16 protein-coding genes are annotated in these 24,732 nt (G+C 62.7%); 8 read left to right on the plus strand and 8 right to left on the minus strand.

Going from position 1 to position 24,732, the window contains the following annotated elements; genetic code table 11:
- Positions 1-137: 137 nt before the first annotated feature.
- The gene (locus tag AC6H4Z_RS22560) at positions 138-2,804 is read right to left on the minus strand and encodes an ABC transporter permease (RefSeq protein WP_497544225.1); all 2,667 of its coding nucleotides are present in this window, start codon (positions 2,802-2,804) and stop codon (positions 138-140) included.
- A 10-nt stretch (positions 2,805-2,814) separates the two neighbouring features.
- Positions 2,815-3,156 (minus strand): PadR family transcriptional regulator, encoded by a 342-nt coding sequence (locus tag AC6H4Z_RS22565; protein WP_497544226.1) that lies wholly within the window; start codon positions 3,154-3,156, stop codon positions 2,815-2,817.
- A 275-nt stretch (positions 3,157-3,431) separates the two neighbouring features.
- Between AC6H4Z_RS22565 and AC6H4Z_RS22570 the strand changes: the two genes are divergently transcribed.
- Both AC6H4Z_RS22570 and AC6H4Z_RS22575 read left to right on the plus strand, forming a co-directional pair.
- Positions 3,432-6,191: a DUF3160 domain-containing protein gene (locus AC6H4Z_RS22570; protein WP_497544227.1), complete on the plus strand. Its 2,760-nt coding sequence runs from the start codon at positions 3,432-3,434 to the stop codon at positions 6,189-6,191.
- On the plus strand, positions 6,167-7,585 hold the full coding sequence (locus tag AC6H4Z_RS22575) for a CapA family protein (RefSeq protein ID WP_497544228.1): 1,419 nt from the start codon (positions 6,167-6,169) through the stop codon (positions 7,583-7,585). Before AC6H4Z_RS22570 ends, AC6H4Z_RS22575 begins: the two co-directional genes overlap by 25 nt.
- Here the strand turns inward: AC6H4Z_RS22575 and AC6H4Z_RS22580 are convergent.
- Entirely contained in the window at positions 7,576-7,947 is a 372-nt protein-coding gene (locus tag AC6H4Z_RS22580; protein WP_497544229.1) for a YciI family protein, read from the minus strand. The genes AC6H4Z_RS22575 and AC6H4Z_RS22580 overlap by 10 nt on opposite strands.
- Before the next feature lie 30 nt (positions 7,948-7,977).
- The gene (locus AC6H4Z_RS22585) at positions 7,978-8,385 is read right to left on the minus strand and encodes a DoxX family protein (RefSeq protein WP_497544230.1); all 408 of its coding nucleotides are present in this window, start codon (positions 8,383-8,385) and stop codon (positions 7,978-7,980) included.
- A gap of 168 nt (positions 8,386-8,553) precedes the next feature.
- Between AC6H4Z_RS22585 and AC6H4Z_RS22590 the strand changes: the two genes are divergently transcribed.
- A complete protein-coding gene (locus AC6H4Z_RS22590) occupies positions 8,554-8,889 on the plus strand; it encodes a cupin domain-containing protein (protein ID WP_497544231.1) in 336 nt (111 codons plus the stop codon).
- Positions 8,890-8,949: 60 nt separating this feature from the next.
- On the opposite strand, the gene AC6H4Z_RS22595 is transcribed toward AC6H4Z_RS22590, so the two are convergent.
- Positions 8,950-9,465 (minus strand): L,D-transpeptidase, encoded by a 516-nt coding sequence (locus tag AC6H4Z_RS22595; protein ID WP_497544232.1) that lies wholly within the window; start codon positions 9,463-9,465, stop codon positions 8,950-8,952.
- A gap of 113 nt (positions 9,466-9,578) precedes the next feature.
- On the opposite strand from AC6H4Z_RS22595, the gene AC6H4Z_RS22600 reads away from it, so the two are divergent.
- The 3 genes from AC6H4Z_RS22600 to AC6H4Z_RS22610 all read left to right on the plus strand — a co-directional run bounded on the left by AC6H4Z_RS22600 (position 9,579) and on the right by AC6H4Z_RS22610 (position 15,294).
- The gene (locus AC6H4Z_RS22600; RefSeq protein WP_497544233.1) at positions 9,579-10,151 is read left to right on the plus strand and encodes a class I SAM-dependent methyltransferase; all 573 of its coding nucleotides are present in this window, start codon (positions 9,579-9,581) and stop codon (positions 10,149-10,151) included.
- A 15-nt stretch (positions 10,152-10,166) separates the two neighbouring features.
- Positions 10,167-11,189, plus strand: a complete 1,023-nt coding sequence (locus tag AC6H4Z_RS22605) for a serine hydrolase (protein ID WP_497544234.1) — start codon at positions 10,167-10,169, stop codon at positions 11,187-11,189.
- 172 nt (positions 11,190-11,361) lie between these two features.
- Positions 11,362-15,294 (plus strand): DNA/RNA non-specific endonuclease, encoded by a 3,933-nt coding sequence (locus AC6H4Z_RS22610; RefSeq protein ID WP_497544235.1) that lies wholly within the window; start codon positions 11,362-11,364, stop codon positions 15,292-15,294.
- An 81-nt stretch (positions 15,295-15,375) separates the two neighbouring features.
- Here the strand turns inward: AC6H4Z_RS22610 and AC6H4Z_RS22615 are convergent, their stop codons facing one another.
- Positions 15,376-18,627, minus strand: a complete 3,252-nt coding sequence (locus AC6H4Z_RS22615) for a S41 family peptidase (protein ID WP_497544236.1) — start codon at positions 18,625-18,627, stop codon at positions 15,376-15,378.
- Positions 18,628-18,847: 220 nt separating this feature from the next.
- Between AC6H4Z_RS22615 and AC6H4Z_RS22620 the strand changes: the two genes are divergently transcribed.
- Both AC6H4Z_RS22620 and AC6H4Z_RS22625 read left to right on the plus strand, forming a co-directional pair.
- Positions 18,848-20,869: a Xaa-Pro dipeptidyl-peptidase gene (locus AC6H4Z_RS22620; protein ID WP_497544237.1), complete on the plus strand. Its 2,022-nt coding sequence runs from the start codon at positions 18,848-18,850 to the stop codon at positions 20,867-20,869.
- A gap of 4 nt (positions 20,870-20,873) precedes the next feature.
- Positions 20,874-21,518, plus strand: coding sequence for a dihydrofolate reductase family protein (locus AC6H4Z_RS22625; protein ID WP_497544238.1), 645 nt, complete (start codon positions 20,874-20,876; stop codon positions 21,516-21,518).
- Positions 21,519-21,561: 43 nt separating this feature from the next.
- Here AC6H4Z_RS22625 and AC6H4Z_RS22630 read toward each other — a convergent pair whose 3' ends face one another.
- Together AC6H4Z_RS22630 and AC6H4Z_RS22635 are read right to left on the minus strand one after the other, a co-directional pair.
- Complete coding sequence (locus AC6H4Z_RS22630) at positions 21,562-22,887, minus strand: amidohydrolase (RefSeq protein ID WP_497544239.1); 1,326 nt, start codon at positions 22,885-22,887, stop codon at positions 21,562-21,564.
- A 70-nt stretch (positions 22,888-22,957) separates the two neighbouring features.
- The gene (locus AC6H4Z_RS22635) at positions 22,958-24,625 is read right to left on the minus strand and encodes a hypothetical protein (RefSeq protein WP_497544240.1); all 1,668 of its coding nucleotides are present in this window, start codon (positions 24,623-24,625) and stop codon (positions 22,958-22,960) included.
- Positions 24,626-24,732 lie beyond the last annotated feature (107 nt).

Below are 24,732 nucleotides of genomic sequence, written 5' to 3' on the forward strand. Positions count from 1 at the left end.
TGGCCTGAGAGCGTCCTCGGCACTCGTTCGACGAGTAGTAGGAACGAACGTACTGGTCGGTACGGCACTCGGGAAGAACGCCCGCGCCGTGCCGACCAGTGGCATGAAGATTGGTTTTCTTTACAACTCTTTGTCTGCTATCCGTCGCGCAGAGCGACGCTCGGATCAACGCGCGACGCACGCCGCGCCGGAAAGTGGCCCGCTGCCGCCGCAACCACGGCGAGAAGCACGAGCGCACCGGCGAAGCTCACGGGGTCGGCCCACGTAACACCGAACAGCATTCCGCTCAGCGAGCGAACGAGCAGCGCCGCGGTGATGATACCCGCCGCGAGACCCATGCCAGCCAGGCCTAGAGTGCCGCGCATGATTCCCGCGCGCACGTCTCCGGCCGACGCGCCGAGCGCCATGCGAATACCAATCTCCTGGGTGCGCTGACTGACGCTGTAAGACACCAGAGCGTAGATCCCCAACGCGGCGAGGATCACGGCGAAGACGGCGAAACCACTCAGCAACAGCACGACGAATCGCCGAGGTGATGCAACCTTGTCAATCAATTCTTGCAGGGCGCGCCACTGATTCTTCGACGCCTCCGGCGCGACAGGCGCCAGCGCCGCCCGGACCGACGACGTGAGTTGGCTCTGCGGAAGGCTCGTTCGCACGACCAAATTGATGGCGTAGTAATCGAGCCCCTGCCGCATAGGGTAGTACAGCTCGTTCGTGAACGCGTGCTCGAGCGTGCTATGACGAACATCAGCCACCACTCCGACGACACGTAGGAGTTGCGATCCTTGTTCGATGGCTTGCCCGATTGCATCGCGATTCGGCCAGAGCGTGTGCGCCAGCGTTTCATTCACGATCACTACCGCCTCCGCGTTGGGCGCGTCCCCCTCGCTGAAATCGCGGCCAGCGCGAATCGAAATGCCCATCGCGCGGAAATAGCCGTCGCCCACCACACGAATGAACGCCTCGGGATACTGCCCGCGCGCGTAGACCTGGCCCTGACCGTGCACGCCCCAACTGCGGTCACCGCCAAACGGCAGCAGGTCGCTGAGCCCAGCCGCCGTCACACCGGGAACGGCGCGAACGCGACGCACAACGTCGTCGTAGTACGCGTTGGCGATCGTCAGATCGCGGAATCGCTTCGGCGGATCGACGCGTAGTGCGCTGGCGCGCTCCGGTTGAAAGCCGAGTTGCAAGTCGAGCACGTGCAGGAAGCTGCGGACGAGCAGTCCAGATGCGACAAGTAGCACGCAGGCCATCGCGATTTCCGTTACGACGAGCACGGAGCGCACGCGCGCATGATGTCCTCCTCTCGTCGATCCGCGCAGTCCTTCCTTGAGCGTATCATGAACGTCGGACGGCGAGTGAAGAGCGGGGAGGACACCGATCAGCACGCCGGTCGTCACGGCGACGAGCGCGGCGACGCCGAGCGCCGTGCCATCGACACCGACACGCGATAGGAGTGGAATGTCGAAGGCGCTGAGATGCGACACGACGCGCGTGCCGACGACAGTCAGGGCAACGCCGAGCAACGCACCCGCGCCTGCGAGAACCAGGCTTTCCGTGAGTGTCTGACGGATGAGACGCCCACGCGCCGCGCCAAGTGCGAGCCGCACCGCAAGTTCACGCTGTCGTGCCGACATGCGCGCAAACTGCAAGCTCGACAGGTTCGCGCTGACGATCAGCATCACCGCGACAACGGCGCAGGCGAGCACGAACAACGCGGGCCGAACCTGTCCGTTGACCCGATCGTCGAGTGCGAGCACTTTCGGCCGAATCGTGTTGCGGCGTGGGAATTCGGCGGTAAGCTGCTTGCCGACCTCTACCAGGTCGCTGCGCGCACGGGCGAGCGGAACGTCGGGCTTCAGGCGCCCAATGACCGCCAGCGTATTGCCCTGACGGCTGGTCTCGTCGCTCAGCGGAAACGCGCCGAACATGTCGGCTGTCGTGCCTGGTGCAAAGACGCTTGGAAAATCAAATGACGCCGGAAGCACGCCGATCACAGTCGCCGGCGCATCGTTGATTGTCAGCGTTCGACCAACAATCGCGGGATCCGAGGCGAATCGCTTTCGCCACGTCGATTCGGTCAGCAGGACGCTCGCATGCGCACCGTACAGGCACTCTTCGGCCGAGAACGAACGGCCGAGCATCGGCGTCACACCGAGAAAGGGAAAGAAGTTGCAGGTGACGCCTACGCGTGTGAGGCGCTGCGTCTCACCGTCATTTAAGAGAAGCGCATTGCCCGTTCCATAGTAGGCGTAGTAGCCGGCCATTCCATCGAGCGAGCGATTTCGAGTTCCGAGGTCCAAGTAGTGCGAGACCTGAAGCCGCCACTCGGCAACGCCGTCGTCGCCGATGTTCGAGATCCAGACAAGATGGCTTGGGTCGCGGAAAGGCAAAGGGCGCAGAAGCACGCCGTTCACGAGACTGAACACAGTCGCGCACGCGCCGATGCCGAGCCCAACGATGAGCACGGCGAAGGCAGTAAAGCCGGCATCGCGACGGAGCGTGCGCGCCGCGTAACGAAGATCCTGGCGCACACTGTCCAGCCATTCACGAACTCGCATACGGCCCTCGCGCCGGCGCGCGGCGTATTGAAAGCGCAGCCGCTCCTCGTCCACCGAACCAAAGCGCCGCTCTGCTTCGGCGCGTGCGGCGTCGGGCGTCATTCCTTCGCGCACCAACTGATCAACCCGCAGCTGCAGATGGAGTCGAATCTCGTCATCAGCCTCGGCGCGGTGATCGGCTCGCGCGGCAAGGCGGAAGAGTCGGCGAATGCCAGGTCGAATCTCAGGGGTTCGCATCGTCGTGTCCTCAGGCCGGTCCGGCCGTCGACGTGAGAATGCCGGTCACGGTATCTGCGTACCGCACCCACTGTGCAGTTTCGGCGGCGAGACGCGTGCGTCCGGCCTTGGTGAGCCGGTAATATCGAGCGCGCTGATTGTTGTCTGTCACTCCCCACTCGGCTACGACGAGCCCCCGCTCTTCGATGCGTTGCAGCGCCTGATACAACGCGCTGTCGCGGACGTCGAGCGCGCCGCCGGAGCGTGCTTCGACCCAGCGCGTGATTTCGAAGCCGTGCATCGGGATCCAGGACAGCGCCTTGAGCACGAGGATATCGAGGGTGCCTTTTACGAGCGGAAGGGCGTCGGACACGGCCGGGGCCTCAGAGTAAGAGTACAGAGTCTGAGGTCTATTATTGCGCCCGGGTCAGCCGCGCGTCAAGTGGCAAGACGCTCAGCGGCGCATGGATTCCTTTTCGCGTGATTTGTGACCGCGCAGATCGTCATTCAACGACGTTAGAATGTTTGGAATCCCTCATTGATCGACCGCCGAGCAACGCGACTGTGTCAACTTCATTGAGACCGTGGAAATGGTTGGCGCTTCCCTTGTTGGCGGCCTGCGGTCGCTTTGGAGATTCGGCGAGAGCGGTGCGCCACTCCAACGCCGGAAGCGGATTGGGACAGTCGGCACTGCCACAGTCGGTGACCGCGTCGCCCGTATCCGCCAAAGAATTCGTGCTTCCTGGCAGCCTGACGCCGATCGCGTTGGCAGCATCGCCAACTAGCCCTGAAGTCGCACTCGTCGTTCGTGACTCGGCCGGCAAACAGCGTGTCGTCACATGGACCGCCGGCGACGATCGCACCACACCAGTGGCAGATTTGCCAACCGGGTTCGTCGCGCGCAGCATCGCTAGCCACCCAGCTCGACGCGCGCTGTTCGTCAGCGGCTCGGTGAAGGACACATCCCAGATCGTCGGGCTCACGAACGACGGCGGTACGTGGCATTCGGCCGTTCTTTTCAAAACGCCGCGCGAAATTGGACGACTGATCGTCGGGACTCGGCCGTTCTACACGCGTGACAGCATTCGGTATCGACTGTTCTTCGCCGCCAAGCTTCCGAACGGAACATCGTCGCTCCGCTCGATCACCGAGACAGGAAAGCTCGAGTATCAGGTTGCTGGTCCAAAGTCGGCCGTCGTCGAACTGAAGGACGAAGATGCTCAGCCGGGCGGGCCGATAACCGAGTCGGCGTTTCCTGCGGCGTTTCATCCGAGCGGCCACCCGCTCATCTGGCAGGATCGTCGCGGCTGCCCGCACGCGGTCGAATACTCGCAGCAGTGGACCGAAGACCGAACGCTGTCGAATGTGCCGTGCGGTGGCTCGTTGAGCCTCACACCGAACGGCGCTTTCTATTTGCAGTGGCAAAGCGGACAACCCGGCGTCGCGGTGATTCGCGAAGCACGCGGTGCCGTCGGCCGGCAGGCGACCGCGTACACCTTCGTCGACGCGCCGGTCTCCGTTCCCGACGGAAAGGGTGTCATCGGAATCGTCGCCACGGGGAACAGGCGCTCGCTGGTGTATGCGCCGATCTCCGTTTCCCTCCCCGACGTCGCCAACGCGTGGCAGCTCGCAGGGAGCGCATGCGATGAAGAGCTGCTGACCAAGAACGGTGGCCTTTTTTTCGAACAGAAGGGCGATGGGCAGCTTTATGACATCTACGACCTGAACCGATACGGCACTGGCGAAGCGCCGCTTCTCGCCACGACTGATCTGTTCTGGGAGAATTTTGGAGCGGCGTTCAACGGCGTCTTCATCATTCTCGAGCGACGCCACGCCATGCCGGCGTTCTGGTCGTTCGTCAGTGCGGCGAACGCGTCGATGTCGAGCTCGATGTCGAATGACGTACGCGCGTCTCGCTGGGCGAGAGCGTTCGCCGCGCTCGCGGCGATGCATGGCGGCGTCACCACCGGTGAGGCCGGACGTATCGCCAACGACAGCACATCAGTGATGTCGGACGTTCTCGACGAGAAGTTCAACTTCGCCGAGTTGATGCCGCGCGGCCATTACACGACGAGCCCGGAAATGCGTCAGTATTTCCGCGGCGTGCACTACTTCACGGAGCTGAATCGCAAAGAGCATCTGAATGCGATGGATCCCGCTCCGCTCGCACTGCTTCCGCCCGACGTGCAGCGCAAAGCGATCGAGTGGATCAACGTCTATCGCCCGTTTATCGCGCCGTCGCGAGCTCAGCTCGTGTGGAACGTCGATAGCCGCAATCAGATCGCGTCGTACGCGCTCCACCCGTGGGAATACCAATCGGTCTTTCCGCTCAGCTGGGGCGTCGACAACGAGGCGCTGGAATCGAGCGTGTTTCACAGTAAGTGGCCCGCTGATCAGCAAATCGCCGGGCCAGGCGGAATCCGAGAATTGGCGTCGGGACTCGACGTCGCGACGGTCTATGGAAGCGCGCTCGCGCGATCGCTTCTCGCGCCCGATCTCGCGGCGTATCCGCGCCTCGGACCTGTCTTCAATCGAATCGCGTCGCAGCGACCAGCCGATACCGAAACGTCGTCGATCTACGAGAAGTGGCTCGACGCCCTCGCGGTCGAGTGGGCGGATTCGACGAAATTCCCGGGCGCGCCTGCTGGCAGCCCGCTCTGGTCGGCAAAGCGACTACAGACGGGACTCGCGTCATGGGCGACGATTCGCGAAGCAACCGTTCTCGTCAACGAGCGACCCGCCGCCGCCGAGGGTGGCGAGGGCGGCTTCGAGGAACTCATCGCCGACGTCCCTCGCGGATACGTCGAGCCGGCGCCAAAGACGTTCGATGCAATCGCGTCGATCTACGACGCGCTCGCAAAGCGCGTCGCCACGATGACCGACCTCGGCTCGGGCACGACTGGCAGTGAGTGGCAGAACGACAAGCCGCTGCGCGAAGGAATTCTCGCGCGACTCAGTGAGAGCGCTGCGGAAGCGAGGCGCTTTGCACGAATGGCCGAAAAGGAATTGCGCGGTGAGGCGTTGAGCGAATCCGAATACGAGGCGATTCGCTCGATCGGCGGGTCTGCCGAACATCAATTCAAACTCTACAAGAGCCTCGCCGAGAAGGACCTCGGCATCACGATTCCGGAGCCTGTTCCCAAAATTGCGGACGTCACCGGCGATCTCGAGCACGGCCTCCTCGAGGTCGCGGTCGGCGCACCACTCGGCTGGCGACAGATCGCGCCGTATTTCGGACGACGACAGATCGTCATCGGCAGCACGTATTCGTACTACGAATTTCGATCCGACAAGCTGTACGACAATGAGCGCTGGCGAAAAGAGATCGACACTCATGCGCGACCGGCGTGGGTTCAGCCCCTCATTGCTCCCGCCGACTCGCTGTGTCGCTCCGCCGCGTCGCGCTAATCCTGAGTGGTTGCGTCGCGTTGGCTGCGGTTGCGCTCGCGGGCCACGCGTCGCGCGACCACGATGTTCGACTGCTGTTCACCGGAGACATCCTTCTCGCCCGGCAGGTAAAGGTCGAGATCGATCGAACCGGTGGCTCTCCGTGGGATTCACTCGCGAGCCTCTTCTCCAAAGCCGATTGGGTCGCCGGAAACTTCGAGGGTGCGATCGGTACCGATACTGACTGCCGAGTGTCGCAGGGGCGCATCTGCTTTGCGTCGCCCGATACCGCGCCGATCCTGATGGCGCGCGCCGGAATCAGAGGCGTCTCGCTCGAGAACAATCACGCCGGCGATGCGGGGCCTGACGGTCGCGCACGGACGCAGCGTGCGTTAGCGGCTGCAGGCATTCTCGGTTTAGACTTCGCTCATTCGCCTCGCTTCGTACGGTTCGGCGAGCAAACTGTGGCGATGATCGCGGTCACGGTGGAGAAGGCGGCCGACGGGCAGGTGCAGGCGGTGCCGTCGATCGAGCTGGCGCAGAAGCTTCGACTGGCGCGCAACCTCGCGAATCTCGTCGTCGTTTCCATCCACTGGGGTAACGAGCTTCAGAATTGGCCGAGCTCAGAGCAACGATCGGCAGCAGAGTGGCTCGTCGATCATGGAGCCGATGTCGTGGTGGGTCACCACCCGCACGTCGTCCAACGACCCGACTGCGTGCATGGCAAGCCCGTGTTCTACTCGCTCGGGAACCATGTGTTCGATCAGAAATATCCAGAAACGAAGGAAGGTCTGATCGCCGATTGCACGATTCGCAACGGACGCGTGGCGTGTGGAGGAATCAGGACCCACGCGCGACGCGGATCGGCGGTGCCTGTCATTACCGGTGTCGCGAACGACAGTGCAATCGCGACATGTACCTTTCCGCTCCGGCCGACGTTGAGCGTTTCTGGCGTCGAGATTCGGCCAGCTTCCTGGTCTGCGTCCGACAGTTCGGACAACGTCGTGCTCGAAGGTTGGAAAGGCGGCTCGCGACGCTGGCAGACGCGTCGTGCGTCGCTCGTATCGCTCGAGCCAAAACTGGCAGCGGACGACAAATCCGCACTGCTACTCGCTCTCGAGCGACACCCGTCGGAGATGGACGGCGAAGTTGCGTTGCGTCCGCACGTGTATGGCGTTGACGAACACGGACTCGTCGCCAAGTGGCGCGGCACCGCGCTCGCATGGCCGCTGATCGACGCAACGGTCGATTCGAACGGGCAGGTCTGCGCGCTGCATCGGGGCGATTCGTTCATTCGGCCAGATCCGACAACTTCAACGACTCGAACGATGCGCTATCGCTGGAACGGATTCGGCTTTTCGGCGGTCGGAGAAGCGCGAGTCTGTGATGCCGACTCGCCGGTCCGTCAGCACTGAGGAAAGTCTGACGGACTGAAGATCTGACGCACTTCGGCTTCGCCTTCCCAGCCCGGCCAGTTATCGCGGTGGATTTCCATGAAGCGCGTTGCCCACCGCATCGCTTCTTCGCGCGACTTCAGATCATAGACGGCATAGCCCCCGATCACTTCCTTCGCCTCGGTGAACGGGCCGTCGAACACCGTGACCTTGCCAGCTGACAGACGAACGCGTCCACCCTTCGCCATCGGCGCGAGGCCACCGCTTTCGACGAGCACGCCCTCTTTCATCGCTTCCATTCCGAGATTCGCGATCGCGTCCATCAACGCTTTCGGCGGCGGCCCCAACCCTTCGTCGGACTTTACCATCGTCATGAATTTCATCGTCGTCTCGTCAGCGTGTGCGTAGTCGATTCAGTCGTCGCTCGGAAAGAACAGCTCGAGCACGCGTGGATTGCGAAGGGCCAATCCGCCCCAGAGCATCAGGCCCAGCAGGCTGGGAAAGATGATTGGAAACCAGCCGGGATCAACGCGGAGTTGTGTCGCGGTCGCGCCGCCGAGGTATGCAGAGAGGAGCAGAGCGCCAATCGCTGCCGTGCGCGGCGCTGCGTACAGCGCGACGCAGATCACTTCGATGACCCCCAACGCCACGGAAACGCGCAGCGGGTAGCCGAGCTGAGCAAAGGCGTCGACGACGGGAGTCGGCTTCGCAACGTGTATGACTCCGTCGAAAAGCAGAAACAGGACGACGATCCCACTCAGGCCGCGACTGAGCCACGAAGTCGTTCTCGTGGCTTGGGTTGGCAGAATTGCCGATTGCATAGGTGAATCTCCGTTCGGGTGGTGGCAGGGACGAACCGTTTCGTGACGGCCACCGTGCCTGCTCTTACCAACACGTCGATCGAGACCCACACGAATCGACACGACGGCCAAACGATATTTCGGCAGGTCGATTCGGCACCCTCACTTCAGATCTGAAGAACTCTCCACATGCACATCATTCGCAGAACCGAGCTGCCGTTCGTCGGTATGTCACACCAGTTCATCGGCGCTCAGCAGGGAGATGTCGGCGTATCGGTGTATCTCGTCAACGCGCCACCGGGGCGCGGGCCAGGACCGCATCGCCATCCATATGATGAGATTGCATTCATTCAATCCGGGCGAGGCCGCTGGACGGTGAACGGCGAATCGATCGATGCTGGGGCCGGCGACATTCTCGTCGTGAAAGCTGGGGAGATTCACAGCTTCACGAATACGGGCGACGAGCCGCTCGTGCAGCTCGACATTCACACGAATCCGACGTTCGTGCAGGAAAACTTGGGCTGACAAACGTCGCGCGCGGCCCCAGTCGTCGAGGCCGCGCGCGTTCTTTCTACGAATCCGTCGCTACTCCGTGATGGTGAGCGGTACGCTCCCACCCGCGTCCACGATTCGATGTGCGAGAGATACTGCGTCGTCGGACGTCATACGAAGGCAGCCATGTGACGCCGCCTCTCCGATGGATCCGGGATTGTTGGTGCCGTGAATGAAGTAATAAGGAGCTTTGAAATAGATTTTCACGCCCTGCATCGGGTTGCTCGCTGCGCCGGGGGGTTGGTATTCCTTGTCCTTGGCCCAATCAGTCGGCGGCGGCGTCCAACTCGGATTCCAGTCGATGTCGCCAGTCTGGAAGGAACCGGTCGGCGTGGGATGGCTCGGTCGGCCAACTGCAACGCCGTATGTTTTCACCACATCTCCGTTCTCGATCACTTTCAGCTCGCGAGCCGAGAGACTCACCACGAGGCGCATGGGAGGATCGGCTTTGTGCGTCGGCCGCATGGTCGACCACAAGAGCGCGGCGGGGATGATCGGGAAAAGCGTTAGCGCCGTCCCGAGCCGCCAGCGTCGCGTCAAGAATTTCATTGCTGCCCATCCCTACTGAAGTCAACAGCAAGAAAAGCAAGTCGTATTCCCCTGATAGACGAACACGAGAGAATGCTCATGCAGCTGAATCTGGCTTCGCCGCCCACACAGGCATGGACGACCGCGACGCCGTCGATCTGATCCGCGACGCAGTGCCGCTCGCCGCGGCTCAACGGTGGGCCGATTTCGGCGCCGGCGACGGCACATTCACTCGCGCACTCGTCGAACTCCTCGGTCCTGACGGTCGCATCTACGCCGTGGATCGCGACGCGAGCGCAATCACGTCGATCAAGCAGTGGTCTCAGTCGACGAACGCGAGCGTCACTCCCGTCGTCGCGGATCTCTCGCGTCCATTCGAACTACCCGGCCTCGGCGACGCGTTGCTCGACGGCGTACTGTTCGCCAACACGCTGCACTTCATGCCCGACGCGCGCGAGGTACTGGCACGGCTCACGTCGCTCGTCAAACCCAACGGCCATGTCGTGATCATCGAGTACGACCGTCGCGGACCCAGCCGCTGGGTTCCCTTCCCCGTTCCGTTGGCAGAATTGCCGGCGCTTGTCAGTTCGGCCGGTTTGACCGCGCCGAATGTGATTGCGACGCGGCCGTCGATGTACGGCGGCGAACTGTACGCCGCGGTGGCCCGACGCAAAGTGAAATCTCCTCTTTACGGTCGACCCGATTAGCGGTAGCGTGATCGCATGGTCATGTCCCGGCGTACGACCGCGACCATCGCGGTGATCTCACTCGCCGCATGCAGCGGTGCGAGTTGGCAATCCGGTCCACCGTCGCCCGTGTCACAAGCGGGCCGTCCAAGCGACCCTAGCCTCGTATCGCTCGTGCGCGCGCGACTCGACTCGCTCCCTGCGCACAGCACGTTCTACGCGAAGCAGCTCTCGAGCGGGCGCGAAGTCGCTGTACGTGCCGATGAGCCGATGAACACGGCGAGCGTCATCAAGATTCCGGTGATGATCCTCGCCTTTCGCGACGCCGACGCTGGTCGGCTGAATCTCGACGAGCGGTACACGATCCGCCCAGAGGATCTGCGACGCGGCACCGGCTTGCTGCAGAACTTCGCCGTCGGGCTCCAGCCGACGCTTCGCGATCTCATCACGCAGATGATCGTCACGAGCGACAACACGGCAACCGACATCATGATCGGCAAAGTCGGTCTCGCGCGAGTGAATCACATGCTCGACTCACTCGGCTATCGCGATACTCGGCTCCGCATGACTGTGAGCCAGACGTTCCGTGCTGTGTGGGAGGCGCTCGATCCGAAGTACTCGACGATGACCGACCGCGAGGTGTTCGAGCGCGGATCGCCGAACGACAGCGCCGCGGCCCGGCGCAATGTCGCCTTCGTGCTCGATTCGTCGAAGTGGCTCGGTCGCACGACTGCGCGCGAGATCAGCAGGCTGCTGGAGCAGATCGAGCGCGGTCAACTCGCGAGTGTGCAGTCGACGACCGAGATGCGTCGCATTTTGCGACAGCAGGTGTACACGTCGCGACTGCCGCAGCGAATCCGCTTCCGCACGAGCATCGGCCACAAGACGGGCGACTGGCCGCCGCTGCTCGGCAACGATGTGGGCATCATGTATCCGCCGGCGCCGGCGGGGCCGATCGTGATCGCGGTGTTCACGAACGGCAATACTGGGAGCTTCTTCGACCTCGAAGCAACTGAAGGTCGAGTGGCTGACGATGTTCTTGCGGCGTGGTGGCGATAGCCGATCGGAATCGCCACGCACCCCTGCTGAGGCCGCTGGCCCGAGCGACCGTGATTTCGTGACACCGTCGTGTCGCAACCGCATAGCAGCGTTGTGAACCGCTCGTAGATTCCGCGCGTCAGTCCGCGGCCCGACGTCGGGTGCCCTGCGTCTCACGTCCCCCAAACACAACATGCGTCGACTTTCTGCGCGCTTCGTTCGCACGAGCGCCACCGTCCTCAGTGCGCTCATTCTCCTCTCCTGCACCGATAACGCGACCGGTCCGCGCGGGATCATGGCTCCGGATGGATCCCGCCGAGATCTGGCGCCGAATCACCCGGCGCTGATCATCACGCAGATTTACGGCGGCGGCGGAAATGCTGGCGCGACGTTCACGAACGACTTCATAGAAATCTTTAATCCCGGCACCGACCCAGTATCGCTGACCGGGATGAGCGTGCAGTACGCGTCATCTGCCGGCACAACGTGGGCAGCAACGGCACTCTCCGGGACGATTCAACCTGGCGCCTATTATCTCGTCCAAGAAGGACCCGGCGCCGGCGGCACGACACCGCTGCCAACACCCGACGCGAGCGGCACTATCGCAATGTCGGCGACTGCGGGAAAGGTCGCGATTGCGTCGCAAGCCACGGCGTTGACCGGCTCGTGTCCGACGACGGGCCTCATCGAGCTCGTGGCGTTCGGAACAGCGACGAGCTGTCCACCGCCAACGCCAGCGGTGAGCAACACGCTCGCCGCGCAGCGAAAGGATGGCGGATGCACTTGGTCCGGCGATCCGTCTGCGGATTTCGTTGCTGTCGCACCGGCGCCGCGCAACAGCGCGAGCCCAACGCACAGCTGCGCGGTACTCGCCGGTCCGCCGGCGACGGTCACCGTCGCGCCGGATTCGACGCAGATTCTCGTCGGCGCAACCACGACCTTCGCGGCGACGGCAAAGGACGCGGCGAATAATTCAGCAACGACCACGTTCACCTGGTCGAGCAGCGACAACACGATCGCTACGGTCGACGCAAGCGGTATCGCGACCGGCGTTGCAGTCGGCGTTGTCACGATTACCGCAACGTCGGCCAATAGCATCGTCGGTACCGCGAAACTCAGCGTGGCGGCGGCCGGCGGAGTTACCAACCACGCGGGCGACATCGTCATCAGCCAGATCTATGGTGGCGGCGGCAACGCGGGCTCGACGTTCAAGAACGATTATGTCGAACTGTTCAATCGCACGACGAGCGCGATCAACGTCACCGGATGGAGCGTGCAGTACGCGTCGGCGACTGGCGCCTTCACGCAAGCGACACCGCTCACCGGCACGATCCCGGCCGGTGGGTACTATCTCGTCGGAGAAGCCGCGGGCACCGGCGGCACGGTCGATCTCCCCACACCGGAAGTGTCTGGCGGCATCAGCATGGCCGCCGGCGCTGGTAAGACTTTACTCATTCAGTCCGTGACGCCCGCGGGCGTTGCCTGTCCCACGGGAATCACCGTCGTCGATCAGGTGAGCTATGGTTCGGGCACGAACTGCGGAACGTCGACGGCGACACTGAGCGCCACGGCCGCCGGCTTCCGTCGCAGCGGCGGTTGCTTCTACACGCCAGATGCTGCGACCGATTTTGCTACCGACGGGCCGGCGCCGCGCAACGGCGGAACAGCGCCACGCTCGTGCGTCGTTGGCCCGCTCGATCACGTGACGATCGCTGGCTCGCTCGCCATTCTCGCCGGTGCGACGACGCAGCTGTCCGCGACTGCGCTCGACGCGAGCGAGAATCAGGTCGTCGGCGGAAGCACGACCTGGACATCCGGAAACACGGCCGTCGCTACGGTCAGCCTGACGGGTCTCGTCACCGGCGTGTCGCCGAGTTCGGAACCGGTCGTGATCACCGCAACGGTCGTCGCGGGCGGCGTCACGAAGAGCGCGGCCGTCAACGTGATGATCAATAGCGAAGGCATCAACTGGGTCGACGTGAGCAGCTCGTCCGCGAGCTTTCCGCCGGGCTTCCAGACGCAGCTCTTCGCAACCGCACGTACGACACAGGGCGGCACGGTGATTCCCGCGACGTTCACCTTCGAGGCGGTCGATCCGCAATACGCCACCGTGGCGACGGTTCAGGGAACTGGCATCGTCACCGGCGTGTCTGCCCCGACCGACGGTTCGAAGCCAGGCATCCGCATCACCGCGACGCCAACCGGCGGCGGCGCTGGGTACACGTTCATCTCGCATCCGATCACGATCGAAGCGCCCAACTCAGCGCCGACATCCGTCTATGCGAACAACGACGAATTCGGCGATCCGACCGGTGCGAATACATCGAATCCGAACGACCTGCTGATTCGTCGCGCGCAATACGTTCTCTCGTACAACGAATCGCGCGGGACGCCCAACTGGGTGTCGTATGAGCTCGATGCGCGACAGATGGTCACGGGCCAAGATCGCTGCAACTGCTTCACCGCTGATCCGCTGCTTCCGAGCGACAAGCAGATCTTCACATCGGACTACACCAACGGCGGCTTCGATCGCGGACACATGACGCGCTCGGCCGACCGCACGCTGGCCAACGTCGACAACGCCATCACGTTCTTCCTCACGAACGTCGTGCCGCAGATGGCCGACCTCAACCAGGGCGTGTGGGCGCAGTTCGAGAATGCCCTTGCCGACTCGGCGCGCGCCGGACGCGCGGTGTACATCATTACCGGTCCACTGTACAGCCAGTCGCACGCACTCAACTTCGTGAAGAACGAAGGCAAGATTGCCATTCCCGACAGCACGTGGAAGGTCGCGCTGATCGGACCGCGCACGGGCGACAATCCGTTCACGCGCGCGAACGTTCAGAGCTTCAACGATCTCACCGGCCTGACGTTGCTCGCCGTGAACATGCCGAACATTTCCGGCGTGCGAAACGATCCGTGGGCGAAGTATCTGACCACGGTCGACAAGATCGAAGCGTCGACGGGCTACGATTTCCTCTCGCTGCTCAAGACCGGCTTCCAACCGGCACTCGACTACAAGGATCACGCTCCCGTCGCCGCATTCACGACGAGCGGCGCCGGCACGGAAGGAACGCCCGTCACCTTCGACGCATCGACGAGCTCAGATCCGGACGCGAACCGTACGGACCTCGGACGCGCAGAGGCGCTCACCTTCGCCTGGCATTTCAGCGACGGCACCGATGCCTCGGGTCCCGTGGTGACCAAGACCTTCGCCGGCCACGGTGATTTCACTGCGACGCTCACAGTTACCGACGCATTCGGCTGGCCGAGCACGTCGTCGGCAACCGTATCGATCGCGGCCAATCCGACACCGATTGCGGCGCTCGTGCGCCACGCACCGACGCTCAACGCGAGCCTCGATGGTTCGCTCGAGATGATGCTCGGCGAGAACGTCACCTTCAATGGCGGTTCGAAAATCACCGGCAAGCTCTTCGTACCCGGCCTTCCGATCGTTCGCATCAATGGCACTCCGTCGCTCGGCAACACGATGGACGGCAGCGGCAGCGCGTCGCCGAGCAACTACATCGTCACGCTCAACGGCGGCTCGACGCTCGGCACACTCACCCGACGCACGGATCCAATCGCACTTCCGACCGTCGCCGCGCCAAGTGCACCGGCCGGAACGCGCAGCGTGTATTTGAATTCGCCGAGCGATCAGATTGGCGCGTGGGAGACGGTGCGCAACTTCACGATCAACGGCGCCATCGGTTCCGTGACGATGCCCGCCGGAGCATACGGCGACATCACGATCAACGGATCAAACAAGATCGTGCTCGGCGTGGCCGGTGCGACGACACCGTCGGTGTACGACCTACAGCACCTCGTGCTCAACGGTCAGTCGTCGGTGCAGATCGTTGGTCCAGTCGTTCTGACGGTTGGCAACGCAGTGTCACTCAACGGCTCGATTGACGCCGGCGGCAACGCCGATTGGCTCACTCTCAAGATTGCGCAGGGCGGGCTGACGCTGAACAGCAACGTGGCTGTCACCGGCACGGTGCTCGCGCCGAACGGGACGGTGACGGTCAACGGTGGGAGCTCGATCACTGGCGCACTCGCCGCTGACCGATTGATCCTCAACGGCAACGCACTGGTGAAGATCACATCTGCCGTTCCGACGCCGTAGTCTTCGCAAAGGTCTCACGATATAGAAAGAGGAGGGCGACCAAGTCGCCCTCCTCTTTCCTTTTCTGTTTGCGCCGCGCGATCAGGACTTCGGCAACACCAGGCCGAGAAGTGCCGCGATTGCAGCCTCGAGCTGGAGGTCGCGGCCTTTGCTCACGACGTCGAACTTGTTCATGACCTTGATGTCCGGCTCGGTCTGCTGATTCTCCAAATACTTTCCGGTCAGTGCGTCCTTCACACCGACGCCCGGCACGCCCCAGCGAATGCCGTCCTGCAATCCTTCCCAGCCGGCGAAGGTACAGGTGCCCGGCGTGGGCATACCGACGAGTGGTCCGAGCTTCTGCGCCTTGTAGGTGTACGCGAAGCAGTGGCCGTCGCTGTAGTTCGCCTCGTTTGCCATTGCGACCGTCGGTTTCGTCCAACGGAAGTTCGGCTCGTAGCCGGTGCTACGCGTATCGGTCGTGTAGTCGAAGAACTTCTTTCCGCTGAGGAACATCGCGAGGTCGGCAACGAGATCACCGCCGCCATTGAAGCGCGTATCGACGACGACTCCCTTTCGCGTGGCGTACTTGCCCATGATGTCTTCGAACGTCGTGCGATATGCGCCGTCGTTCATTCCCGGAATGTGCACGTATCCGAGCTGACCATTGCTCGCCTTGTCAACGTCATCGGCGTTGCGCTTGACCCAACGCACATAGAGCAACCGATTCTCCTCGGCGCGCGACACTGGCTTCACGACGATCTCCGACTTCGTCGCACCGTCGGAGAGACCAAGCAACACGTTCTTGCCGACCTTTCGATTCAGGAACTCGGCGATATCGCGGTTGGGCAGAATCGGAATGCCATCGACTGTCTCGACGATCGTGCCCGCGCGAATCTTGACGTCGTGGCGATCGAGCGGACCGTCCTTGATCACGTCATCGATCTTGGCACCGGCGCCCGTGTATGTCTGATCGAACAGCAGGCCGAGCGACGCCGTGTTGTCGTCGTTCGCGTTCGTCTGATTGAACGTCGCGCCACTGTGGCTGATGTTCAGCTCACCGAGCATTTCGGCCAGCATTTCGGCGAACTCGAAGTTGTTGCCGACGTACGGCAGGTACTTCGCGTACACCGGTCGCAGACCGACCCAGTCGATGCCGTGGTAACCCTTGGAATAGAACGTGTCGCGCGTGCGGCGCCACACGTGATCGAACATCGCGGCCCGCTCGGCGTCGACGTCGAGCGCTTCTTCTCCGCTCATCGCCACCATGTCGCGTTTGGCGCTCGTGGGATCGATGCGCGAGATCGTGCCGTCGGAGAGCAGGAAGATGTATTTCTGCTCTTTGTCCCACGCCATGCTGCCGCTGTTCGCGTTGAGCGTCAGCGCCATCTTCGTTTCTTTGGTCCGCAGATTCGTTGACCAGAGGTTCATGCCTTTCTCGAAGCGCGCGAGATAGTAGAGCATCTCGCCGTCCTTGCTCACGAGCGCATCGCCCATCGACGCCGACGCCACGGTGAGTCGCGCCTTCCGCTCATCGAGCCCTTCGAGATCGAGCACGAGCTCCTTCTTCTCGGCGCGAGCCGTGCGCGACGTATCGGTGTTGAGTTTCGTCGAATCGATCTTCAGCTTCGACAGCTTATCGTCGGCCTCTTTGACGAGCGCGATTTCGTCCTTGTTGAGACGAAAGCGCTCCCACGCCTCGCGATCGAAGAACATCGCATAGGCGTCCTGCTGCGCCGTCCCCCCCTGAGCAACCGACTTCAGTCCGTCACGATTGCTGAACCAAAGCATCGCCTTTCCGCCGAGGATCCACTTGCCGCGCACGTCGTTGAAACCGCTCTCGGTGAGGTTGATGACCTTGCCCGTTCCGTCAGCGCGCACGAGACCGATTTCGCCTGGCGCGATTCCGGGCACGTCGAGATCGAAGAGAATCCACTTGCCGTCAGGACTCCACTCGAAGTGGTGATCGCCGCCAAAGAGTTCCTTGTCGGTGAGAATGGTGCGTGTCTGTTTCGTACCGAGATCGAGAATGCGAAGGTTGTTTCGATCCTCGAGGTACGCGAGCTGCTTGCCGTCGGGCGAGTAGCTCGGATGCGTGTTCTGGTGTTCGTTCGACACGACCTGGGCTTCCTTCACCACGGTTGACGCAAAAAAGTACGGCTCGGCGTCGCGCGTACGACGCGCTTCGTAGATCGACCATTTACCGCCGCGTTCGGACGCATAGATGAGCGACTTGCCATCCGGCGCAAACTCGACGCCGTTTTCGGTTTCCGGCGTGGTCGTGATGCGCTTCGTGCCGCCGCCTTCGACGCTGTTCACGAACACGTCGCCGCGATAGGTGAACGCGACCTCTTTGCCCGACGGCGCGACGACGAGATTCTGCGCACCATTGGCCACCGTCAGAATTCGCTCATTGTTGGCCCTGTGGTCAGCCGTTACCGCGATGTCGAGCTTCTGCGGACGACCGCCCGCCGGCATCGTGTAGATCTGACCGTCGAAGCCAAAGGCCAGCGTGCCAGTGTTGGCGATGCTGAGAAAGCGAACGGGCACTCCCTTGAATGTCGTGAGCTGCTGCGACTTGCCCCCGTCGACGCTCATTTTGTGAACGTTGAAGGTGCCGCTCTCTTCGCTCAGGTAGTAGAACGCCTTGTCGTCATCCGTGAACACCGGATTGCGATCTTCGCCAGCGAAGGTCGTGATCTGACGATGCGTGCCGGTCTTTCGGTCATAGATCCAGATGTCGCGCGCCACGGCCGACACGTGGTGTTTGCGCCACTGATTTTCCTGTCCCTTCTTGTCCTCATAGATCAGGAACTGCCCGTTCTTGCTCGGCTTCGCGTTTTCCGCCGGCGTGGTGAGCAGCTGCGTCGGACGTCCGCCGGCCGCGGGCACTTCATAGAGTTCGGGAAGCGCGCCTGTCGGGAACTGGCGGTTCGACGCGGCGTCCTGTCGCGCGGAACTGAACAGGATCGTCTTGTCGTCGGCCGAGAAGCTCGTTGGAAATTCGTCGGCCGAATGGAAGGTGAGGCGCTTGGCTTCGCCGCCGTCGGCGTTGATGACATAGATGTCGTAATTCCCGTAGCGGTCCGACGCGAAGGCGATCTGCTTGCCGTCGTGGCTCCAGACCGGCATGAAGTCATTGGCGGTATGCGACGTAATCGGCGTCGCCGTGCCGCCGGCGCTCGAGACTTTGTAGATGTCGCCCTTGAAGGTGAAGGCGATGGTCTTGCCGTCGGGCGAGATGGCTGGATAGCGCATCCAGCTGGCACCTGCGGTCGACGTTGATGGACTCTGAGCGATGGCAACGCTGGCAAACGCGACGGCCAGGGGCGCGGCGAGGAAAAGGCGCTTCATGGAATCAGTGGCTGGGGCAAAAGGGAGGACTCCCAGTTTACGAGTTCGCTCGTTCCGGCGCTATGATGCGCGGGCCAAACAGTGCCCTTACAATGCCAAGGTTTCACTATGGAACCCTCCCGCCCCTACACGAGCCACCACCCCGACCCTAGCTTCGAAGAATCGACTGGAATACCGGGTTTTCGCTGATCGCGCCATTCACATCTACTCGGATTTTGACATGCATCGTCCGACCCGTCGCCCGTTCGCGTTAGACGTAGCCGCGACATCGCTCGTGGTCCTAGCGCTTCACGCCGGCTCGGCGAGCGCGCAGGCGGCAACCAAGCCAGCTCCGACGTTCGTGAATGGCATGGCGCAGATCGTTCCGGCGTTTCAAGACACGACGGGTTGGATCCGCCAGGAACTCTGGGTCGAGACGAACTTCGACAGCGATCATGACGGCAAGAAGGATCGTGTGCACGTCGACGTCACGCGTCCGCGACAGGCGGAGGCTGACGGGACCAAGCTTTCGGTGCTGTACGGATCGAGTCCGTATTTCGCCGGCACGGCGCGCGGCCAGGTGAACTGGAACGTGCAGATGGAACTGAACGACACGCCGCAGCCGCGCGGGTATATGGCGTCGCCGCTCTATCAGGCCGATCGATCACGAATCTCTAACGCGCTGATCAACGAGTGGGTGCCACGCGGCTTTGCCGTCGTGCATTCCGAGGCGCCGGGCACGGGACGGTCGCAAGGTTGTCCGACTGTCGGTGATGATCCCGAGCGGCTGCCAATGAAGTTCGTCGTCGATTGGCTCAACGGGCGTGCGAAGGGCTACACGACGCCGACGGGCAACGAAGAAGTGAAGGCCACGTCATGGTCGACGGGTAAGGTCGGCATGATCGGCACATCGTACGAAGGCACGCTGCCACTCGCTGCGGCAACGACCGGAGTGAAGGGGCTCGAGGTGGTCGTTCCAGTCTCGCCGAACACGTCGTACTACCACTACTACCGTTCGAATGGCCTCGTGCGTTCACCCGGCGGCTATCTGGGCGAAGACGTCGACGTGCTCTACGACTTCATCGCGAGCGGTGACAGCACCGGCCGCGCCAACTGTGAGCGTCTCTGGAAGAACGGAGTATTTGCGGGACCCACTGGTCAGGACCGCGCGTCGGGCGACTACAACGATTTCTGGAGCAAGCGCGATCTCCTTCCCCATGTGAAGGACATCAAGGCCGCAGTGCTGCTGGCGCACGGCTTCAACGACTACAACGTCGTGCCGGAGCACAGCGTGCGCATTTACGACGAAATGAAGGCGCGCGGCCTACCTGTTTCGATCTACCTCCATCAGGGTGGACACGGAGGAAATCCGCCAGCGGACATGCTCAACCGCTGGTTCAGTCACTACCTGTATGGCGTCGATAACGGCGTTGAAAAGGATCCGCCGGTGTGGATCGTCCAGGACGCAGGCGCGCAGGAACCGCGCGCGATGGCGGCACTCGCGGCGGCAGCAGCAGCGGCGCAGGCTGGCGCGGCCTCTGGGCGCGGCGGCGCCGATACCTCGGCGGCGGGTCGCGGACGCGGTCGTGGCCGCGGAGTGGTCACGCCGCCAACTCCGTTCGCATCGTTCCCCGTGCCAGGATCGGTGCCGATCGTCTTCCATCCTGCGGCGGGCGGCAACGGCATCGCGAATCTTTCATTCGGCGCGGCAGCAAACGGAACGGACAAGCTTGTTGACGACGTGGCGATGAGCGGCAGCGCCGACGCCAGTGCGGAACACTCGACTGATCGCCTGCTCTACGCGACACCCACGTTCAGCGACACTGTCCATATCTCGGGAACACCGCGCGTCACACTACGCATCGCGTCGAGCAAGCCAGCGGCGAACCTCAGCGTCTGGCTCGTGATGCTGCCGTACGACTCGTCGCGCGCCGGCTCGCAGAGCCACACGGGCGTCATCACGCACGGCTGGGCGGACATTCAGAATTACAGATCTCTCACGAATGGTGGGAACTACGACTCCAAGCGGCCCGGTGAGAAGCTCGAACCGGGCAAGTTCTACGACCTCACGTTCGACCTCCAGCCCGACGACGAATTCGTTCCGGCCGGCAAGCGCCTCGCCGTCATGATCATGTCGAGCGATCGCGAATTCACGCTCTGGCCGCGAGCCGGAACTGAACTCACCGTCGATCTCGCCCACTCGTCATTCTCGATTCCCATCGTCGGCGGCAAGACGGCGCTCGGTAAAGCAGGGATGCGATAGTACGATGTCGAAACTACGACTCCGACTTTCGATTTCACTCGACGGCTTCGCCGCCGGCCCCAACCAGAGCGTTGACAACCCGCTCGGCCTCGGCGGAATGCATTTGCACGACTGGGTGTTTCCGCTGGCGGTGTGGCGAAAGCCGCACGGCATGGAAGGCGGTGAAGTGAACGACAGCACGCGTGTCGTCGAAGAGTCGTTAGTCAACGTCGGCGCGACGATCATGGGGCGAAACATGTTCGGCGGCCATCCGGGTGCTTGGAGCAAGGACGCGCCGTGGGATGGATGGTGGGGCGACGAACCGCCATTTCACCATCCCGTTTTCGTACTCACACATCACGCGCGCGAGCCGCTCGTGCTCAAAGGCGGCACGACTTTCACGTTCGTCACGAACGGGATCGAGTCGGCGCTCGATCAGGCACGGCAAGCCGCGAACGGCAAGGACATCACGCTCGGTGGCGGCGCAAGCGCGGCGAGACAATACCTCATTGCCGGCCTCGTCGACGAAATGGAACTGAGCGTCGTCCCGATTCTCCTCGGCACAGGCGAGCGTCTGTTCGACGGCGTCGGCACCGACATGCACGGACTCAAACTCGTTCGCACAATTGCAACGCCGCAGGTGACGCACTTCAAGTTCGCGCGCGGCTAGCCGCGTCGCTCCCGAGCGCGTCTACCACAAGAGTCTTCGTCGATCAGGGCCCGCGCACCGGCGTCATTCCACCGCTCTTCAGATAGTCGATCGCGAGATTCGCCATCGCGCGAACTCCGGTCGGAAGAGCGGCTTCGTCGGCGAAGAATAGCGGCGAGTGATTGGCCGCCTGCGCTTTCGGGTCCAGTCCCTTGGGCACGATGCCGAGGAAGTAGAACAGACCGGGAATGGCGCGCGTGAATTCCGGAAAGTCCTCAGAGGCCGTGATGGGGTTGACGATGCGGAATCCGCCCTCACCGGCCGTGCGGCGCAGCGTCGGGGACATCTTCTCCAACAAGCCCGCATCGTTCTGCGTGATGAGACCGGTCTTCGTGATCGAGACCTGAGCGGCGGCACCTGCCGAATGCGCGATGTCCTGCGCCGTCCGCGTCACGCGTTCATGGATTTGCGCGCGCATCTCCGGATCGAACGTCCGAATGGTTCCGACCATCACGACGCTATCGGGAATGATGTTGCCGCGATTGCCGCCCTGAATCATGCCGATCGTGATCACCGCCGGCGCGGACGTAACGTCGATCTGACGACTCGCAACCGTCTGCAGCCCGAGCACGATCTGCGCGGCAACGACGATCGGGTCCACACCCGACCATGGGCTCGAGCCGTGCGTCTGCTTCCCCTTCACGATGATCGTGAGTCCGTCCGACGCCGCCATGAAACCGCCGGCGCGTGTGCTGAGCGAGCCCAGCGGAGCGGGCCACACGTGAAGCCCAAAGATCGCGGACGGCTTCGGGTTCTCGAGCGCGCCATCGGCAATCATCGCCGTCGCGCCGCCCAGTCCTTCCTCGGCCGGCTGGAAAATGAACTTCACCGTGCCAGGCACCCGCTCCTTCATTCCCGCAAGCACCTCGGCCACGCCCATCATGATCGCGACGTGATTGTCGTGACCACAGGCGTGCATGACGCCGACTTCCACGCCGTTGTACTGCGTGCGGACTTTGCTTTTGAACGGCAGGTCGACGAGTTCCGTCACCGGCAACGCGTCCATGTCGGCGCGCAACGCGACAACGGGTCCCGGCTTACCGCCGCGAAGAATGCCGACGACGCCAGTCTTGCCGACCGGCGCCTGCACCTCGAGACCGAGGCTGCGCAGATGCTTCTCTACGAGCGCCGAAGTTCGCTTCTCTTCGAACGAGAGCTCGGGATGCTCGTGAATATCTCGGCGCCACGCCACCACTTTTGGCATCACCTGCGTCAGGCGAGTTTCGATTTCCTGGGCAAGCGGGTCGGGTGCACTCTTCGATTGTGCTGCGAGTGGAAGTGCCGCGACGAACGACAGCACGGCGAGGTGGCGAAGCAGGGGCATCGTCATTCTGTGGGGAGGAAAGATGACCTAAGCTGCCGACGGGCCGTGCTCCGCGCTAGCGTCCGCCCGGCACGGACTAGAACACGAACACGAACGACTCGGCCGTCGATCCTTCCGACAATCGATCGGACGGTGCGAGCGATCGGAGAATCCGCTGAATCGTCGTCGGCACCGGCTGGTGGTGGAAGGCCTCGTGGCCGCGCGTGCGGAGCGTTTGGAGTTCCGCTTCGGAGAGAATTCGGCCGGGTGGAAAAACCACGAGATCGTTCGGGCGCGGCTCGCGATCGAACCGGCAACGAAATGCCTCTGACGGGTGGCACCGGTCGTCGGGAAATCGGTGCGGACTAGCGACGTCGGGTTGTAGCCCTCTGTGCGTGAGGTATGACGACAGCTCCATGAGCTGGAATCCGCCCGTTGACGGAAAGAACAGCGACACCTCGGGCCCGCCATGCGAACGCGCGTAGTCGCTGAGAAACGATGCGAGTGCGACGTTGCTGTCGACAAACTCTTCTCGCTTCACAATCTCCAGCGCGGCGCTCCTCACATTCGCCTGAAAGATCCACACAACGACGAGCGATGCCGCGGCGAGGACCAGCCGGCGTTCGTTCCGAAGTGCGCTGAAGCCGAGGCGCGCGAGGTACAGCGCTCCGATGACGTCAGTAGGCGATAGATAGTAATCTCTAACGAGCCCGAGCTTGATATAGGCGAGAGCGCACGCAATCGCCCCAACGGCGAGCGAATCCCACAGTGGATCCAACGTTCGTCGGCCAAGCGCGGCCGTCACCAGACGCCATGCGAGCACCACCGTGAGCGCGTCGACGACGACGTCGGAATAGAGGTAGCCGGTGAATGCCGATACCATAGTGCTCGTCGCGCGTGGATCGGCGTACGGCGCACTTGTATGGCGCGCGACTACGACGATGTAGACGAGCACGAACACGGCACACAGCGCGAGGTGCGCGAGTTCTAGTGCGTGATTGCGCGCGAACTCTGCGATCCGCCCGCGTTTTAGTTCGTCCCTGCTGCGCCACGCTTCGATTGCCAATCGTACGCCGGCAAAGCCCGCGATCAGAACGAAAGCGGTCTCCTTGTAGTAGAGGATGAACTGCGCGGCGATCAGCGCTCCGCAAAACGCCGCGCGACTTCTGCCGCGCACGAACGACTGTAGACACACGATCCAGATCGCGAGCCAGACGATCATGTCGCGCTCCGGATAGACCAGACCGAAGAACGAATGAACGAATCCCGGAATCGTCAACGTGAACGCGACGACGGCTGCACGAAACCACACTGGAAGACCGTCGAGAATCCGGAATACAAGAGCGATGACGACGACCAGCTCGGCGATCGAGAAAGCGTGATATAGCGGCGCCGATCGACCGAGCAGGCCGAGGATGTTGTACTCCTGCATGCCCAGCGGAAAGAACCTGCCGGCGGCGGGCAAGATCGGCATGGCGGTGAATGACCGTGCCGTCAGCTGCGCATAGTCCAGCCCGACCAGGTCCTGATGGTAGGGAACCAGAAAAGCGTACACGACCACGAATAGCGCGAGGGCCGCGATGGGAGCCAGAACCGCAGAGCTGGTGAATGGCCGTGACGCGGTCGCGCCCTTACGCGGGTCGGCGTCGGCGCGCGCGACCATCATACCGACGGCGCACAGCGCAAGCAGCGGAAGCGTCCACACTGCAACAAACCAGCTGTACGACGCGTAGTGTGCGCCGAGCTCGCTCAAGCTACTGTGCAACGGGGCGTCCATACGGCAGTATTGACGACGCAATGGGTACAATGCAACGCCGTACCCGCCCACACCGTATCTCGCAGCGATGCATTGAGAAACGATGATCATCATTT

This window comes from Leucogemmata humicola (genome assembly GCF_055379415.1).

What these genes read in the sequence shown, in the direction of transcription:
- AC6H4Z_RS22560 (WP_497544225.1), bottom strand. Translation starts at nt 2,804, where the DNA reads ATGCGAACCCCTGAGATTCGACCTGGCATTCGCCGACTCTTCCGCCTT.
- AC6H4Z_RS22580 (WP_497544229.1), bottom strand. Translation starts at nt 7,947, where the DNA reads ATGAAATTCATGACGATGGTAAAGTCCGACGAAGGGTTGGGGCCGCCG.
- AC6H4Z_RS22585 (WP_497544230.1), bottom strand. Translation starts at nt 8,385, where the DNA reads ATGCAATCGGCAATTCTGCCAACCCAAGCCACGAGAACGACTTCGTGG.
- AC6H4Z_RS22590 (WP_497544231.1), top strand. Translation starts at nt 8,554, where the DNA reads ATGCACATCATTCGCAGAACCGAGCTGCCGTTCGTCGGTATGTCACAC.
- AC6H4Z_RS22595 (WP_497544232.1), bottom strand. Translation starts at nt 9,465, where the DNA reads ATGAAATTCTTGACGCGACGCTGGCGGCTCGGGACGGCGCTAACGCTT.
- AC6H4Z_RS22600 (WP_497544233.1), top strand. Translation starts at nt 9,579, where the DNA reads ATGGACGACCGCGACGCCGTCGATCTGATCCGCGACGCAGTGCCGCTC.
- AC6H4Z_RS22605 (WP_497544234.1), top strand. Translation starts at nt 10,167, where the DNA reads ATGGTCATGTCCCGGCGTACGACCGCGACCATCGCGGTGATCTCACTC.
- AC6H4Z_RS22610 (WP_497544235.1), top strand. Translation starts at nt 11,362, where the DNA reads ATGCGTCGACTTTCTGCGCGCTTCGTTCGCACGAGCGCCACCGTCCTC.
- AC6H4Z_RS22615 (WP_497544236.1), bottom strand. Translation starts at nt 18,627, where the DNA reads ATGAAGCGCCTTTTCCTCGCCGCGCCCCTGGCCGTCGCGTTTGCCAGC.
- AC6H4Z_RS22620 (WP_497544237.1), top strand. Translation starts at nt 18,848, where the DNA reads ATGCATCGTCCGACCCGTCGCCCGTTCGCGTTAGACGTAGCCGCGACA.
- AC6H4Z_RS22625 (WP_497544238.1), top strand. Translation starts at nt 20,874, where the DNA reads ATGTCGAAACTACGACTCCGACTTTCGATTTCACTCGACGGCTTCGCC.
- AC6H4Z_RS22630 (WP_497544239.1), bottom strand. Translation starts at nt 22,887, where the DNA reads ATGACGATGCCCCTGCTTCGCCACCTCGCCGTGCTGTCGTTCGTCGCG.